Origin of the sequence: Tessaracoccus sp. SD287 (assembly GCF_017355265.1) — a bacterium.
Classification (GTDB): domain Bacteria; phylum Actinomycetota; class Actinomycetes; order Propionibacteriales; family Propionibacteriaceae; genus Aestuariimicrobium.
Genome location: NZ_JADIJQ010000010.1, coordinates 14,114 through 30,831, shown reverse-complemented (window position 1 = coordinate 30,831; position 16,718 = coordinate 14,114). Strand labels below are relative to the sequence as shown.

Genomic DNA, 16,718 nt, shown 5'->3' with positions numbered 1-16,718 from the left:
CATGACGACGGAAACGACGAAAGTCCTCAACTCCGACCAACGACGCTTTCTGGACGCCCAAACGCAGCGCGCCCGCGCCGCTGCACAACGCGCTGCCGACGATGCCCTGCGCGCTCTCGCGGTCGCAGAGCCGAGCCGTCCGGGCTACTTGAGTGACGAGCAGAACAGACTCCGGCTTGCGCTCCGCGACAAGGCACGGCAGCTCGGCGATGACAATGCACGAGCGGGTGCAGCGCTTACCAACCTTGTGCACGATGTCGCCTACGAGCAGTGGCATTGCTTGCTGTTCGCGCGCTTCCTGGAAGTCAATGGCCTGCTCCGGCATCCGGATTACCGCGATATCCCGTTGTCATTGGAAGACTGTGGCGATCTCGCGTCTGACCTTGGCGAGCCGGACGCCTGGGCCGTTGCCGCGCGGTTCGCGTCGGAGATCCTGCCGGGCGTGTTCCGCCTCACCGACCCCGCGGTACAAGTCCGGTTCGCAGCCGAACACCGAGACGCGCTGGAGCGTCTCCTCCTCGACATTCCTTCCGAGGTCTTCACGACGGAGGATGCGCTCGGATGGGTGTATCAGTTTTGGCAGACGGCCGAGAAGAAGCGCGTCAACGAGTCTGGCGTCAAAATCGGCGGGGCCGACCTCTCGCCCGTCACGCAGCTGTTCACCGAGAACTATATGGTTCGATTCCTGTTGGAGAACTCGCTCGGAGCATGGTGGGCCGCACGTCATCCCGACTCTTCGCTCACCGCAGGCTGGGAGTACTTCCGCCGTACCGAAGACGGCGCCCCTGTGGCGGGCTCGTTCAACGAATGGCCCGACCGCGCCGCCGATGTGACGATGATGGACCCGTGCTGTGGCTCCGGTCACTTTCTCGTCGCAATGTTTGGGATGCTCTGGCGCATGCGTGCCGAAGAGGAGGGCCTCACACCGGCGGAGGCGCAAGATGCCGTCCTCCGCGACAATCTCCACGGTCTCGAACTCGACTCGCGCTGTACTCAGATCGCCACCTTCAACGTCGCGCTCGAAGCCTGGAAGCAGGGTGGATTCCGCAACTTGCCCACGCCGCGAATCGCCTGCACCGGCGTCCCCGTTCGAGCGTCCCGAAACGACTGGGAAGCGATCGCTGGAGAAGACGGTGAACTGCGGAAGGTGCTTTCGCGACTGCACGGCCTGTTCGGGCAGGCGGATGTTCTTGGGTCGCTAATTCAGCCTCGTGAAGTCGACTCGGAGGATGCCCTATTCGGTTCTGATGGAAGCGTTGGGGTCGCGTGGGACGCGGTTCAAGGGGCTGTCGCGCTCGCCTTTCGAGGGGAGAAGGTTGACCAGACAGTCCTCGGAAATGCGGCCCAAGACATCGTGAATTCGGCCGAGCTTCTTTCGCGTCGCTACACGCTCGTAGCCACGAATCCGCCTTACCTGAAGCGGGCTTCAATGGACGCCGAGCTGCAAGCCTATTTGGACCGTTACCACTCCGATGCGCGCGCCGATATCGCGACCGCTTTCATCGAGCGAAGCCTGTCATTCGTGGGCGCAACAGGAACGGTTGCGACGGTGTCGCCTCAGAACTGGCTCATGCTTACTTCCTTCAAGAAATTCAGAACAAAGCTTCTGAAAGAGCGGCGAATCGACGCGATTGTTCGCCTGGGTGGTGGCGCATTCCGACAGATTACCGGCGAGGTTGTCAAAGTCTGTTTATCCATCGCTAGTGGCGAGCGGGCCGAGTCTAGCCATGCCATCATGGGCATGTTGGCGCACCGTACGACTGGCGTTGAAGCGAAAGCTGAAGCTCTTGCGAGTGGCCACCTATTACGGCCACGTCAATCGGAACAACTCTCCAATCCAGACAGTCGAATTACTCTGTCTCGATTGACTTCGGGAATGCTGCTGGAGGGCAACTGCCAGCCCATCAAGGGAAACACCACGGGGGACGATCCTCGCTACCGCCGCGCACACTGGGAGTATCCCGCCTTATCCGACGATCTTGCGCGTCTGCAGTCAACTCCGACTGTTCCAGGTCTGTACTCAGGATGCTCCGACGTGCTGCGGTTTCGAGATATGACTGAGCCCGAGGTTCGCCCGGGCGTAGAAATACGCAGCCAACACCTCTGGGGCCGACCTGGTGTCGTCGTGCACCTAATGAGTGAGCTTCGTGCCACCCTGTCGACCGGTGCCATGACAGACCAGAACGTTGCGGTTCTGGTTCCGAGGGACGAATCCTCACTGGAAGCTATTTGGGCATATTGCTCGAGCCCGAACTTTGCGGAGGACGTCCGCGAACTCGATGACTCGATCAAGGTGACGAACGCAACGCTCGGGAAAGTTGTGTTCGATCCAGAGCGCTGGCAGCCAGCAGGGGACGCGGTGGCGTTCCTTCCGGAGCCATTCTCGCGTGAACCATCCGAATGGCTTTTTGACGGGGTCATTCTTGGCTCGTCGTATCCTCTTCAAGTCGGAATCGCCCGCCTCCTGGGTTATCACTGGCCTGCTCAAGAGCCTGATGGACTAGATCAGTTCATTGACCATGACGGCATTGCGTCTTTGCAGGCGCTTCCGGGAGAGTCGGATCTTACGACTCGACTCCGGGAGCTACTCGCAGTTGCATATGGCGCGGAGTGGTCTAGTGCTACCGAGAGAAGGCTTGTCGTCGAGGCCGGCGGCAAGAACGGGCGGCTGGAGGACTGGCTCCGCGACTCGTTTTTCGCCCAGCATGTGAAGGTCTTCGACAACCGACCGTTCCTGTGGCATATCTGGGATGGTCGGAAGGACGGGTTCTCGGCAATCCTCAACTACCACCGCCTTGATCGGCGAACCCTTGAGAAACTCACATTTACCGCCCTCGGCGCATGGATCGACCGACAGAAGCACGAGGCCCGCGCAGAGCGTCCTGGTGCCGATGCGCGACTGGCTGCTGCCGAAGAACTTCAGCGCAGACTCCAACTGATTCTTGGCGGCGAGCCGCCCTACGATGTGTACGTCCGGTGGAAGGAGATGGCTGAGCAGCCGATTGGGTGGGAGCCTGACATTGATGACGGTGTTCGTTTGAACATCAGGCCGTTCGTGACCGCCGACGTGCTCCGGTCAAAGGTGAACGTGCATTGGCGAAAAGACCGCGGGACGAATCCTGATGGGTCGGAACGGCACAACGACCTTCACCCAACGCTTGAGGAGCGGCGCGCCGCCCGTCGCGAGGCGGGCGATTCCGAATGACACTCGTCCGTGCCGTTGTCGCCAAGGCTCTCCGCGACGCCGCTGCCTTCAATGCGGGGGCGAACTCGGCCCCAGCGGCTGTTCTGTGGGCCGACCCTGGGTGCACGTGGGAGCCGGTAATTCGTAGTCTCCAGGAGGCAGTGCCCATTCTCGTGCTCGGTGAGTACGCTCCCGCAGCCGCACAAGGTCCGGCACTTTGGCTTCGGGCCGTTCTGGCCTCGCCCGATTCAGTGGAGCTCCCAGCCCATCTCGCCGAACGAGACGAGCGCAATCCGTGGGTGATCTACCTGCCTGGCATCAGTCGAGGCTCCGTGGCAGAGGCAGCGGCGCTGGACGACTCGCTCGCGCCGCTGGCCGAGGTTGCGATCCGCTCGAACTGGTGGCCCTCTGCCCACGGTCAGACGCCCTGGACGCCTCACTCTTTCCTTGCGTCGAAGCAGGGTGCGGGGCTCGACATCGCGAGCGACAGTGCGACGAAGGCGGCCCTCGCTCAGGTGCTGGACAAGTTCATCTTCGAGGACGTCGACGATCTCAAGCGTATGGGGCGCCTCGATTCGTCTCGCCTGCACCACCTCGTGCTCGATGACACGGTTCGCACCCTCCTCGAATGGATGAACGAGCCGGACGACGTGAGGGCTTCGCTCGAAGGTGCGCAGTGGCAGGCCCTTGTCTCCTCCTGCAAGTCCGTTTACGGCTTTGGCCCGGAGAAGGACGGCGCGCTCACCGCAGCCAGTAAGCTCGGCGGCCGAACGGGCGAGTGGGGAGCTGTCTGGCAACGGTTCGCGGAGAACCCAAGCCGCTATCCGAACCTTCCTGCCTTGCTAGACCAGGCGCGGCCCTCTGTGGTGCCGCTCTTTGGAGACACCGACCCACACCCTGACTCGTGGCCTTCGTGGAACCGCGACCAGGAGGACGCGCTTAGGTCGGCGCTCGATGCATTGGGAACTCATCCCGACCCGCGTGGTCGCATTGAAGAGCTCGCTGCCGCGCACGCGTCGCGCGAAGACAACGTCTGGGCTGCTCTCGGCCAGGCACCGCTTGCGAGAGCCGCCGGTCACCTTGCGGAACTGGCAGACCGTGTCGGGAGCGCTTCGACAGCGACGGACCTCCAGAGTCAAGTTGCCTGGTACAGCGACGAGGGCCACGTGATTGACGACCTCGCACTGCGGACGATCGCGACGGCCAGGACCGCACAGGATAGGTCCGCTGTCTCCCACGCTCTCAGCGCGATCTATGACCCGTGGGTCGATCAGTCGGCACGAGCATTCCAGAAGGCCGCAGTTGGAACCTACCGCGGCCAGACGGGCCTCGACGTAACCGCCGGAACGTGCGTGGTCTATGTCGATGCGCTGCGCTACGACCTGGCCACCCGTGTTGCTCGCCGACTGTCAGGTCTCGCCGTAGTTGTGGAGCCGCGCCAGGCGGCTTTCCCCAGCGTCACGCCAACCGGCCAGCCGGCGGTGGCACCGATCAAGATCAGCATGGCTGGCGGCGCCGCTTTCGACGCCGCCGACGGTCAGGGGCGATCTGTGAAGGGTGCAGTGCTGCGGTCGGCTCTCGCTGGCGCGGATGTACAGTTCCTCGACTGGGACACCGCTCAGGTCGGCAACCCGGCCGGAGCGGCGTGGACGCAGACGAACATGATCGACTCGCTGGGCCACTCGCACGGTCACCAGATGGCGGACCTCGTCGACCACCACCTCGACCTCATCGCCGAGCGTGTTCGTGCACTGCTCGACGCAGGGTGGCGGAAGGCTGTCGTGGTCACCGATCACGGGTTCCTCCTGCCTGGCCAAGCAGCGCAGAAGGTCAACCTCCCGATACAGGTGACGGAAGGTGATACTGCCCGCAAGCCGCGTGTGGCGCGGTTGAAGGCCGCTGCCGCGCGCGCGGACTTTCCGATCCTGCCCTGGACCTGGGACTCATCTGTCGACATGGTCAGCGCACCGGGAGCTGCTGCATTTGAGGCGGGCTGCCTGTACGAGCACGGCGGTTTGAGTCTCCAGGAGTGCGTGATTCCCGTCGTCACCGTGACGCGCGGTCATTCGGCCGCTGCGCCCGTCCAGATTGAAGCTGTTCGATGGACCGGACAGCGATGCCGCATCGACTACCGTCCCGCAGAAGCCGAAGTGGTCGCCGAAGTTCGGCTTCGCCCCGCCGACGCATCGAGCTCCGTCGGTGGTCCGAAGTCGCCGACCGAGCCGGGTGAGGTCAAGGTGCTCGTCGATGAGGAACAGGCTCCTGCTGGGGCGAACGCATGGGTCGTACTACTCGACCCGAGCGGTGGAGTTCTAGCGCAAGCACAAACCACGGTAGGAGGCGTCGAATGACCGAGGCAATCACGCTTGACGAGATCGACACGACCGCAGCGTCGGCCTTCGAGGGGTACGTCGTTCGCAAGGACCTCGCCCAGCAGTTCAAGGGCGCGTATCCCGTCCCGACCTACGTCGGAGAGTTCCTCATCGGACGCTACTGCGCCACGACCGACCCGGAGGAGATCGAAGAAGGGCTCCAGGTCGTACGACGGCTGCTCGCAGACCGCACAGTGCGGGCAGGTGAAGAGGAGCTCTTCAAGTCGCGGGCGCGTGAGCGCATGACCGTCAAGCTCATTGATCTCGTCAAGGCACGTCTCGATGCGAAGTCGAACGCTTATGTTGCCGAGCTGCCGAGCCTTGGACTCCGAGACGTGCGCATCGACGATGCCGTTGTCCGCGAGAACGAGCGCATGCTGACCGGTGGCTTCTACGCCGAGGTTGATCTGTTCTACGACGCCGCGATCGCTGATGAGAACAACGGCAAGCCCTTCGCTATCGGGTCGCTTCGCCCCATCCAGCTCTCAACCCGTGATTCGCTCTCGCGTCTGGCCGAAGGCCGTTCACGGTTCACTACAGAGCAGTGGAAGCACTTGCTGCTTCGGTCAGTGGGCTTCGAACCTGCGCAACTTACTGAGCGCGAACAAGACGTGCTGTTGCTGCGCATGGTCCCGTTCGTGCAGCGAAACTTCAACATGGTCGAACTAGGGCCTCGTGGCACCGGCAAGTCCCACCTATTCCAACAGGTCTCGCCCTACGCGCATTTGATTTCCGGCGGTAAGGCCACCGTTGCCCGGATGTTCGTCAACAACGCCACTGGACAACGCGGCCTCGTCGCGCAGTACGACGTCGTCTGCTTCGACGAAGTCTCCGGCGTCTCCTTCGACCAAAAGGACGGCGTCAACATCATGAAGGGCTACATGGAGTCGGGCGAGTTCTCCCGCGGCCGTGAGTCCATCCGTGCTGACGGTTCGATCATGTTGGTCGGGAACTTCGACGTGGATGTCGCCCACCAGCAGCGGATCGGCCACCTGCTCTCTCCGCTGCCCCCGGAGATGCGCGACGACACGGCGTTCATGGACCGCATCCACGCATACCTGCCCGGTTGGGATGTTCCGAAGCTCAACCCGACCTACTTCACTCACCACTTCGGACTCGTGAGTGACTTCCTTTCCGAATGCTGGTCGCGTCTTCGTGACCAGTCGCGCCTTACCTCGATCCAGGGGCGGGTCAACTACTCCGATGCATTGTCGGGCCGAGACCTGTCGGCCGTCAACAAGACGGTAGATGGTCTACTCAAGCTCCTGTATCCCGACGCCGAAGCCGCGATCTCCGACGACGACCTCGAATGGGCGGTGCGCATCGCCCTGGAGTGCCGTCGTCGCGTCAAGGAACAGCAGCGTCGCATCGGCGCAGCAGAGTTCCGTAATACCCAGTTCGGCTACCGCCTCGGCGAGGGAGTCGAGCAGTTTGTCTCGACCCCCGAACTCGCGAGCCCCGACTCGATCGGCCTCGATCCGCTGCCCCCCGGTCAGGTGTGGGCGATCTCCGAGGGCGGCGGCGACGTCGGCCCGGGACTCTACCGAATCGAGGCGGCGGACACGCCCGGCTCGGGCGCACGCGGTCTACTCAACCAGGCCGCACCCGCCACGCTCCGGGAAAGCTTCAAGGTCGCAGAGCAGAACCTCATCGCCCAGGCGAGACAACTCGTAGGCGACCGCGACCCGCGCGAACACAACCTCACCGCCCAGGTCCGCGCGCTCGACGCGGCCAAGACCGGTGCTGGGCTCGGGCTGCCGATCCTCCTCGCACTGGCCTCAGCGATGCTCCAGAGGTCGATCCGCGGTGGCCTCATTGCGGTCGGGAACCTGTCGCTCGGCGGGGGTGTCGAGACCGTCTTGAACGCCGCGCAACTCGCGGAGCACGCTATGGAGAAGGGCGCGACGGCGCTGCTGCTACCGGTGTCCGCCCGCCGTCAACTCCTCGACGTCAGCGACGAGGTCGCCACGAAGGTGTCATTCATCTTCTACAGCGACGCCCAGGACGCTCTCGTGAAAGCACTCGACGAATGAGAAGACAGATCGTCGAGCATCCCTGCGTCCGAATGAAGGGGCGATCTGATGGCCGGCGCTCATTAGGGGCTCATCACAATTGAGGGTGTAGGTGGCGCTGTCTTGGGGTGCGGCGCGGCGGCCGGTTGAAGGGGTCGAGGTCCTCCGAAGATGGGAGTTCTCACGTTGCCCATCTGGAAGACCTCGACGGGGAGTTCGCTGCTGCGTCGAACGATGCGGGGGCGGACGGGCGCTGGTGGGACGACTGGCTGTCAGTGTTGGCCACGTCGACCGAGGTCGGTCCGCTGGATGACCGGGCGATCATCCGTGACAACCGCGTTCACGGTTATCCGACGTTGTCGTTGCTGGTCGGCGTCGCCTCGGTGGGGGAGGGCGAGGTCGAGGTGCGGATGGCGGAGCTCCAGCAGCCCGGGCGGTGGAACGCCCCAGGAATGTAGTTGTTCTCCCTGTCACAGCCCCAAGCGGTCTGTAAGCTGCGGCCAACCGCGCCACGCCCAGGTGCAGCACAGTACTGAGGGGCCAAGGCCTCATTTCCTGCTCACGCGAAGAGACGCCAAGAGAGAATCTCCACCACTAGCAGCCACGCGGATGCTGGTTGGCCATGAAGGGGGGCCCAGGTGGTATCAGTCGATGTGGTCGGACTGGGCTTTGTTGGCCTCAGTACCGCGATCAGCCTGACGTTGGCGGGACATGAAGTGCACGGCTACGACGCGGACCCTGCGCGCGTGGCGCTACTGGCCGAGGGGCGTCTTCCGTTTTCGGAGCCGACTCTGCTCGCCGGGCTCACCACAGCGCTGGGGAAGGGCCTGAATTTCCCGCCGCTCGAAGCGAAGACGCGTTCGAATGGGTTGGTCATCGCGGTTCCCGCCCCCACGCAAGCCGACGGTCAGGTGCATCTGGGCGCCATCCATTCCGCCTTGGCAAGCCACTGGAACCAGAATTCCCACGAAGTAGTTGCTTTCCGGTCGACTCTCACGCCCAGGGCCATCGATGATCTGAGTGACCGGTACGGAGCGTCCTTCGATGACGCAGCTGTCATATGGCCCGAGTTCCTCAACCAGGGTCGAGCACTCGACGATGCCCTGAATCCGGACAGAATCGTGGTGGGAGTTCTCGGCGAGGGCGCACGAACCCTGATGCAGGAACTCTTGGCGCCCTGGCGCTCCGAGGGCGCGCCCATTCATTGGGTGGGGCTTCGAGAGGCGGCAGCGGTCAAGCACTACTCAAACGCCTGCCTCGCCGTGAACAAGGTGTTTGCCTCGGATGTAGCCCTCAGTTGTCGTGAGGCCGGCTTGGATGGTGCCCAGGTCCTGGCCGCCGTTGCTGGGGATGGGCGACTCTCATCAGAGCTCTTGCGCCCGCGAGTCGGCCTGATTGATTCCTGCCTGCCCAAGGATCTTGACGCGCTCCACGCTGCATCCGCGGGGCAAGCAGTTGAGGTCCTCTTGGAGGTGACGCGACAGCGCTCAAAGGCCCAGCACGATTGGTACGTGGGTCACATTCAGTCCCACGTACGTGGTGAGGAAGCCACGCTGCGCGTGGCCGTCCTGGGCATGGGGTTCGAATCGGCCGTCGGCGATATCGGACGATCGCTGGCGCTGGACCTCGTTCCAGCCCTGCGCGCGGAGGCAGCGCTCATCATCTGGGACCCCTACGTAGCGCTTGAGGGTCTTGATCTAGCGGGTTGTTCGGTCAATGCGTCATTGGACGCGACACTCGCTGCGGCCGACATTGCCGTCATCGTGGTGGAACACCCTGAGGTGCAAGAGGTCGATTGGGGGGCTTGGCTGCGCGAGGATCCCCGTCGGCTCGTATTTGACAGCGCGGACAGCGTTTCGGTGATGGCGAGTGCAGATAGCTCGCGTGTACATCAATGGGGCCGAAGGCCGGAGTGTCCGCAGTGTGAAATAACCGGGTGATTCGGCACAGCTTCAAAGACCGTGCGCTGGGCCGTCGCGCGGTGGCTCGCTCTCCTAGGGATCCGACAGGGGTCGCCGCCGCTCAGCGTCCATCCCGTGCCGTCTGGGACCGGATCTCTCACGAGTCCACGACCTGATAGCCAAGCATGTGCTGTCGACGTCTGCGCTCAGATTCCGCTTCGCTCAAAGGGTGTTCGGCGATTGCTGCGGGCCTGGCCGGAGCAGCTCGATGAGCTGGGCTCGACGTGTCAGTTCGGGAGCGCGGGGCCCCTCCAGACCGGAGAAGCAGAAAGGCCCTGACCAGGATTTCCCCTGGTCAGGGCCTTCTCGTTGGTAGCGGGGACAGGATTTGAACCTGTGACCTCTGGGTTATGAGCCCAGCGAGCTACCGAGCTGCTCCACCCCGCGTTGCCTGATGAACATTACACGCCACGTCGCAGGAGGCCAAATCGGCGGTGGAGATCCGCTCGCCACCGGTGCCACCGGACGTCCTGCCACCCACGCCACGATGTCCTGCGAGACGCCCCGATCAACCGGACGTCCTGCCACCCACGCCACGATGTCCTGCGAGACCCCTCGATCGACCGGACGAGGCGGTCCTGGAGCGTGCCCCGCTGCCGGCGTCCTGCCACCCGTGCCACGATGTCCGGCCCTCGGGCCCCTCACCCCGCACGATCGGATGTCCGGCTCCCCAAGCCCCACAACAACCCGCCATCCACCCCAAGGTTCGCCCCGGGCGAACCGTCCTATCAGGCCACACTCAGCCTGTCCCGCTACACTCGTGGGGTCATGGACGGGACCGTCGCTATGGTCCTTGCGAACCTGGAGCCACGAATGTCCCTGGAAATGAATCGTCGCCACCTGCTCGCGCTCGGTGGGGCCGCGGCCAGCGTGCCGCTGCTCGCGGGGTGCCTCGACAACGACCTGCCCGGGCAGACCCCCGAGGGCAGCCGCGAGATCTCCGTGGGCGCCTCCGACGAACCCCAGGTGCTCGACCCGGTCGCCAACGCGCAGGCCGCGATTCCCCAGGTGCTGCTGTACAACGTCTACGAGACGCTGGTGAAGGTCGACAACAACGGCGAGCTGCGCGGTTTGCTTGCCTCCGCCTGGACCATTTCCGAGGACCGGCTGACCTACCGGTTCACCCTGCACGAGGCCACTACCTTCGCCAGCGGCACCCCGCTGGACGCGGCCGCCGTGGTGGCGAGCATCGAGTTCCTGCGGGCCGCCAAGAGCCCGAACACGTCGGTGGCGCGCGCCATGGACCAGATCGAGTCGGTCACCGCCGAGGGCGCCCTGACGGTCATCGTCAAGCTCACCGCCCCCAGCCTGCTGTGGCTCTACGACATGACCTCCACCGGCGGCATCATCGTCGACCCCGCCGGCCACGAGACCATGGCCGATGCCCCGATGGGTTCGGGCCCCTACGTCTTCGACAGCCACCAGCGCGGCACCTCGATCACGCTGAAGCGCAACGAGAAGTACTGGGGCACCCCGCAGCGCGTCGACACCATCGTCTTCCGCTACTTCACCGACCCCAACGCGATGAACTCCGCCATGCTGGCCGGGGACCTTGACGTGATCAGCAACCTGGCCGCCCCGCAGGCGCTCGACCAGTTCGCCGACGAGCGGTACACCGTCCTGGAGGGCTTCACCACTGGCGAGGTCGTCCTCGGCTTCAACCACACCAACCCTGCCCTGGCCAAGAAGCAGGTGCGCCAGGCCATCAACCACGCCATCGACCGCCAGGGCCTGGTCGACACGGTCTGGGGAGGCAAGGGGCAGATGATCGGCTCCATGGTGCCGCCCAGCGACCCGTGGTACGAGGACCTGTCCGAGACCTACCCCTTTGACCCAGCCAAGGCCAAGCAGTTGCTGGCCGACGCGGGCCACGCCACCGGCCTGACCCTGAAACTGCGGGTGCCGACCCTGCCCTACGGGCCTGGCGCCGCGACCGTCATCAAGAGTCAGCTCAACGACGTCGGCATCACCGTCACCGTCGAAGAGATCGACTTCACCCGCTGGATCAACGAGGTCTTCGTCAACGCCCAGTACGACATGACCATCGTCGCCCACGTCGAGGCTCGCGACATCGTCAACTGGGCCAACAAGGGCTACTACTGGAAGTACGACAACCCCGACTTCCAGCGTCTGATCGCCGAGGCCGCCGCCGCCGAACAGACAAAGGCCTACGAGTTGATGAAGCAGGCCGCCAAGCTGCTCTCCGACGACGCCGTGGCCGACTTCCTGTTCCTGTTGCCCAGCCTGGTCGTCACCAAGAGCACCGTCAGTGGCATCGGCAACAACGCGCCCTCGCTGAGCTTCGACCTGACCTCGGTCGCCACCCGGTCCAGCTGATCCATGCACCCCGTGGCGCGGGCATGGCTCGTCCGGCTCGCGACCCTGGTCGCCAGCCTGCTGGCCAGCTCCCTGGTCGTCTTCCTGGTCATCCAGACGCTGCCCGGTGACCTGGCCGAAGCGATCCTCGGCACCTCTGCCACCCCGGAGCGTCTGGCGGTCCTGCGCGCCGAGCTGGGTCTCGACCGACCGTGGTACGTCCGTTACGGCGAATGGCTGGCCGGGTTCGCCCGCGGCGACCTGGGCGTCTCGGCCCTGTCGGGACGCCCGGTCTGGGCGCTGATCCGCGGACCACTGGGGGTCACCACCTGGCTGGTGCTGTTCGGCACCATCCTCTCGCTGCTGGTCGCCCTACCGCTGGGACTGTGGTCGGCGATGCGCCGCCGCCACGCCGACGGGGTCATCGTGAATGCCACCAGCCACCTCGGCATGTCCATCCCCGCGTTCTTGGCCGGCCTTCTGCTGGTCGTCGTGTTCGCCGTCCAGTTGCGGGTGCTGCCCGCCAACGGATTCGTGGCGCTGGTGGTCGACCCGGTCGAGTGGGCCCGCCACCTGGTGCTTCCGGTGGTGGCCCTGGGCCTGGTGCAGGGTGCCCTGCTGACCCGCTACGTCCGTTCGGCCTTCGTCGAGGTGCTCGGCGAGGACCACCTGCGCACCGCCCGCGCCATCGGCTGGACCAGGCTGGCGGCCGTCCTGCGCCACGGCCTGCGCCCCGCGGGGCTGTCGATCATCACCGTGCTGGGGCTGCAGCTGGTCTCGCTGCTGGTCGGCGCCATCGTCATCGAGAACGTCTTCGTGCTGCCCGGCCTGGGTTCGCAGTTGATGACCGCGGTCAACCAGCGCGACCTGCTCACCGTGCAGGGCATCGTGATGCTGCTGGTCGCCGCCGTGCTGGTGATCAACGCCGTGGTCGACCTGCTCTACCTGGCCCTCGACCCGCGGCTGCGCACCGGCGGGTCGTCGAGCGGCCCGACACCCGCGACCGATGGCGTTCCACACGCCATCGTGGGCGCTCCCGTCGAGGTACCCGGACGGCAGCCATGAAGCGTTTCACGCTGTGGGCAGGCATCGTCCTGGTCGGCGCGCTGGTGCTGGTCGCCCTGGTCGCCGCCTTCTGGACGCCCCACGACCCGGTCCGGGTCGAGACCCGCAAGGCGCTGCTCGCCCCGTCCTGGACCCACCCACTGGGCACCGACCCCTACGGCATCGACATCCTCAGCAAGATCATGGCGGGTGCGGCCAGCTGCCTTCAGGTGGGAGTGATCGCGGTCGCGATCGCCAGCCTGGTCGGCATTCCGCTGGGCCTGGTCATCGGGATGGCGCACCAGACCTGGTGGTCGCGGCTGCTGCTGCGGGTCACCGACCTGTTCTACGCCTTCCCGGCGCTGCTGCTGGCGATCCTGCTGGCCGCCGCCGTCGGCGCCTCCACCGTCACCGCCATGGTGGCCATCGGAGTGGCGACCATCCCCGTCTTCGTCCGGATGACCCGGGCGGGCACCCTGCTGGCCATGACCCGCGATTACGTCGCCTCGGCCCGGGTCTCCGGCATCGGCTGGCCGGCCATCGGCGCCACCCACGTCCTGCCCAACATTGCCCCGCTGCTCGGGGTGCAGGCATCGGTCAGCTTCGCCATGGCCATCCTGGCCGAGGCCGCGCTCAGCTACCTGGGGCTGGGGGCACCGGCCAGCACCCCGACCTGGGGACGGATGGTCTTCGACGCCCAGCGCCACATCTACACCAGCCCGTCGCTCACCGTCTGGCCGGCGCTGGCCATCGGACTGGCCGTGCTCGGCTTCAACCTGCTGGGCGACGGCCTGCGCGACCGGCTCGACCCGCTGCTGCGGGAGGTCTCATGAGCCTGCTCGAAGTCCGCGACCTGCACGTCGAGTTCGGCCGTTCGCGGGCCGTGGCCGTCCACGACCTCAGCTTCACCCTCGATGAGGGCCAACGCCTCGGACTGATCGGCGAGTCCGGCTCGGGCAAGTCGGTGACGGCCCTGGCCATCATGGGGCTGCTGCCAGACAACGCGCACGTCAGCGGGTCGATCCGATTGTGGGGACGCGAGCTGCTGGGGCTGGGCGACCGGGACCTGTCCCGACTGCGCGGTGACCTGCTCAGCATGGTCTTCCAGGAGCCGCTGACCGCGCTGGACCCGACCATGCGCGCCGGCCGCCAGGTCGCCGAGTCGCTGCGGCTGCACCGGCTGAGCGCCCACGACACCCGCCACCGGGTGCTCGCCATGCTCGGCCAGGTCGGCATCAGCGACCCCGCCCGCATCGCCGACTCCTACCCCCACCAGCTGTCGGGCGGGCAGCGCCAGCGGGTGCTGATGGCCATGGCCCTGATCAACGACCCCAGCCTGCTGATCTGCGACGAGCCCACCACCGCCCTGGACGTCACCGTGCAGGCCACCGTGCTGCGCACCCTGGACGAACGCCTCACCGCCTCCGGCGCCGCCTGCCTGTTCATCAGCCACGACCTGGCCATCGTCTCCCGGATGGTCGACCGGCTGCTGGTGATGCGCGAGGGCCGGCTGGTCGAGCAGGGCAGCGTCGCCGACCTGCTCACCCGACCCCGCGAGGGCTACACCCGCGGACTGGTCGCCACCGCCCGCCTCGACGGCGTCCCACCCGGCAGCCGACTGCCGGTGCTGGAGGACTTCCTGTGAGCCTGTTCACCCTCGACCACGTCAGCCGCCACTACACCCGGGGCGGCCAAACCACCCGCGCCCTGGACGACGTCAGCCTGGCCATCGACGAGGGCACCCAGCTTGGCGTGGTGGGGGAGTCGGGCTCCGGCAAGACCACCCTCATCCGGATGCTCACCGGCCTGGACCGACCCACCCGCGGGCAGGTGCTGTTCCGTGGGCAGCCGGTGACCTCACGGGCGGTGCGTCCCCAGCTCGCCTCACAGGTGCAGGTCGTCTTCCAGGACCCCCGCAGTTCGCTTGACCCCCGGATGCGCGTGCGCCGCATCGTCACCGAACCGCTGCGCTCCCGGCTGCTGCGCCGCGCCGGCGACGCACCCACCGACCACGGGCAGCGCTTTGGGCAGGTGATGGGCCAGGTCGGTCTCGACCCCGACTGGGGCGACCGGTTCCCGCACGAGTTCAGCGGCGGGCAGCGCCAGCGCATCGCCATCGCCCGGGCCCTGGCCCCGCGCCCCAGCGTGCTGATCGGCGACGAACCGGTCTCAGCGCTGGACGTGTCGGTGCGGGCCCAGATCCTCAACGTGTTCACCGAACTGATCGCCAGCCAGGACATCACCCTGCTGATGGTCAGCCACGACCTGGGCGTCATCCGCCACGTCTGCGACCGGGTGGTGGTGCTGCGGGCCGGCCAGATCGTCGAGGACGGGCCGGTCGCCGACATCTTCGACCGCCCCCAGCACCCCTACACCGCCGAACTCATCGCAGCCATGCCGACCCTGCCCACACCCGGACCGAACATGGACGATGACGGGTTGGCGGGCCCGGCGCACTAGCATTGCCCCTCGTGAAGGCACTCCTGCTTGAGAACATCCATTCCGAGGGCATCCGTGTCCTCGAAGAGGCCGGCTTCGAGGTCGAGACCCGTCCCGGCGCCCTGGGGGAGGACGACCTGGTCGAGGCGCTGCGCGGCGTCGACGTGCTCGGCATCCGATCGGCCACCCACGTCACCGACAAGGTGCTGGAGGCCTGCGGCAATGACCTGAAGGCGGTCGGCGCGTTCTGCATCGGCACCAACCAGATCGACCTCGGCTCGGCGGCGGCCCACGGGGTCGCCGCCTTCAACGCCCCGTTCAGCAACACCCGTTCGGTCGTCGAGCTGACCATCGCCGAGATCATCTCGCTGGCCCGCCACCTGACTGACAAGAACGCCAAGATGCATGCCGGCATCTGGGACAAGTCGGCCAAGGGCTCCCACGAGGTCCGGGGACGCACCCTGGGGATCGTCGGTTACGGCAACATCGGCTCGCAGCTGTCGATCGTGGCCGAGGCGCTGGGCATGCGCGTCATGTTCTACGACATTGCCGACAAGCTGGCCCTGGGCAATGCCCGGCGGGCCCACTCCCTGGACGAACTGCTGGCCGAGTCCGAGACCGTCTCGCTGCACGTCGACGGTCGTCCCGGCAACGCCGGCTTCTTCGGCGAGGCCGAGTTCGCCAAGATGCGTCCCCGCTCGCTGTTCCTGAACCTGTGCCGAGGCATGGTCGTCGACCACCACGCGCTGCACCAGCACCTCACCTCGGGCCACCTGGCCGGGGCGGCCATCGACGTGTTCCCGCAGGAGCCCAAGACCGCCGGCGACCCCTTCGTCAGCGAACTGCAGGGCCTGCCCAACGTCATCCTGACCCCGCACGTCGGTGGCTCCACCCAGGAGGCCCAGGAGGACATCGGCCGCTTCGTCGCCGGCAAGCTGGTCGACTACGTCACCACCGGCTCGACGCTGATGAGCGTCAACCTGCCCACGGTCGGCACCCAGGGCCCCGGCGCGGTGCGCGTCGTCCACCTGCACCGCAACATTCCCGGCGTCATGGCCGGGCTCAACCAGGTGTTCTCCAACCACGGTGCCAACGTCGAGTCCCAGACCCTGGGCACCCGCGGCAACCTCGGCTACGCGGTCACCGACATCCGGCTGGCCCATGACGCGGCCGCCTCGAACCTCGAGGCCGAGCTGCGGGGGGTTCCCGGCACCGTCAAGGTGCGGGTCATCGACGCCTGATTGCCCCGGTCGTCACCTGCGGCGCCCGTGGACGTCAGCTGCGGCAGTTGGGTGCTCCTGCAGCGCTTGAAGCCGTGCAACTGCACGGAACCGTCGCAGGTGTCGTCATGGGTTGGCCAGCGTCCTGCCGTGTGCCCCAGCCTGCCCCG

11 protein-coding genes and 1 tRNA gene are annotated in these 16,718 nt (G+C 66.0%); 11 read left to right on the top strand and 1 reads right to left on the bottom strand.

The genetic code is table 11. The annotated features are described in order from the left end of the window. Position 1 precedes the first annotated feature (1 nt). The 5 genes from IPV09_RS05840 to IPV09_RS05820 all read left to right on the top strand — a co-directional run bounded on the left by IPV09_RS05840 (position 2) and on the right by IPV09_RS05820 (position 9,508). Positions 2-3,205 carry an N-6 DNA methylase gene (locus tag IPV09_RS05840; RefSeq protein ID WP_207474298.1) on the top strand — a complete coding sequence of 1,068 codons (3,204 nt, stop codon included), beginning with the start codon at positions 2-4 and terminating at the stop codon, positions 3,203-3,205. Next, the gene (gene pglZ, locus IPV09_RS05835; RefSeq protein ID WP_207474297.1) at positions 3,202-5,535 is read left to right on the top strand and encodes a BREX-1 system phosphatase PglZ type B; all 2,334 of its coding nucleotides are present in this window, start codon (positions 3,202-3,204) and stop codon (positions 5,533-5,535) included. The genes IPV09_RS05840 and pglZ overlap by 4 nt, the downstream gene beginning before the upstream one ends. Then, positions 5,532-7,589, top strand: a complete 2,058-nt coding sequence (gene brxL / locus IPV09_RS05830) for a protease Lon-related BREX system protein BrxL (protein WP_207474296.1) — start codon at positions 5,532-5,534, stop codon at positions 7,587-7,589. The genes pglZ and brxL overlap by 4 nt, the downstream gene beginning before the upstream one ends. 254 nt (positions 7,590-7,843) lie before the next feature. Continuing rightward, the gene (locus IPV09_RS05825) at positions 7,844-8,026 is read left to right on the top strand and encodes a hypothetical protein (RefSeq protein WP_207474295.1); all 183 of its coding nucleotides are present in this window, start codon (positions 7,844-7,846) and stop codon (positions 8,024-8,026) included. Between the two features lie 180 nt (positions 8,027-8,206). Continuing rightward, positions 8,207-9,508, top strand: a complete 1,302-nt coding sequence (locus tag IPV09_RS05820) for a nucleotide sugar dehydrogenase (protein WP_207474294.1) — start codon at positions 8,207-8,209, stop codon at positions 9,506-9,508. A 331-nt stretch (positions 9,509-9,839) separates the two neighbouring features. Here the strand turns inward: IPV09_RS05820 and IPV09_RS05815 are convergent. Further along, a tRNA-Met gene (locus IPV09_RS05815) sits at positions 9,840-9,916 on the bottom strand. Positions 9,917-10,342: 426 nt separating this feature from the next. On the opposite strand from IPV09_RS05815, the gene IPV09_RS05810 reads away from it, so the two are divergent. The 6 genes from IPV09_RS05810 to serA are packed head-to-tail and all read left to right on the top strand — an operon-like array spanning position 10,343 to position 16,569. Beyond that, entirely contained in the window at positions 10,343-11,866 is a 1,524-nt protein-coding gene (locus tag IPV09_RS05810; RefSeq protein ID WP_242681292.1) for an ABC transporter substrate-binding protein, read from the top strand. Between the two features lie 3 nt (positions 11,867-11,869). Then, positions 11,870-12,910, top strand: coding sequence for an ABC transporter permease (locus IPV09_RS05805; protein WP_207474293.1), 1,041 nt, complete (start codon positions 11,870-11,872; stop codon positions 12,908-12,910). Then, a complete protein-coding gene (locus IPV09_RS05800) occupies positions 12,907-13,722 on the top strand; it encodes an ABC transporter permease (protein WP_207474292.1) in 816 nt (271 codons plus the stop codon). Before IPV09_RS05805 ends, IPV09_RS05800 begins: the two co-directional genes overlap by 4 nt. After that, positions 13,719-14,534, top strand: a complete 816-nt coding sequence (locus IPV09_RS05795; protein ID WP_207474291.1) for an ABC transporter ATP-binding protein — start codon at positions 13,719-13,721, stop codon at positions 14,532-14,534. Before IPV09_RS05800 ends, IPV09_RS05795 begins: the two co-directional genes overlap by 4 nt. Then, positions 14,531-15,349 (top strand): ABC transporter ATP-binding protein, encoded by an 819-nt coding sequence (locus IPV09_RS05790; protein WP_207474290.1) that lies wholly within the window; start codon positions 14,531-14,533, stop codon positions 15,347-15,349. The genes IPV09_RS05795 and IPV09_RS05790 overlap by 4 nt, the downstream gene beginning before the upstream one ends. An 11-nt stretch (positions 15,350-15,360) precedes the next feature. Continuing rightward, positions 15,361-16,569, top strand: coding sequence for a phosphoglycerate dehydrogenase (serA, locus tag IPV09_RS05785; RefSeq protein WP_207474289.1), 1,209 nt, complete (start codon positions 15,361-15,363; stop codon positions 16,567-16,569). Positions 16,570-16,718 lie beyond the last annotated feature (149 nt).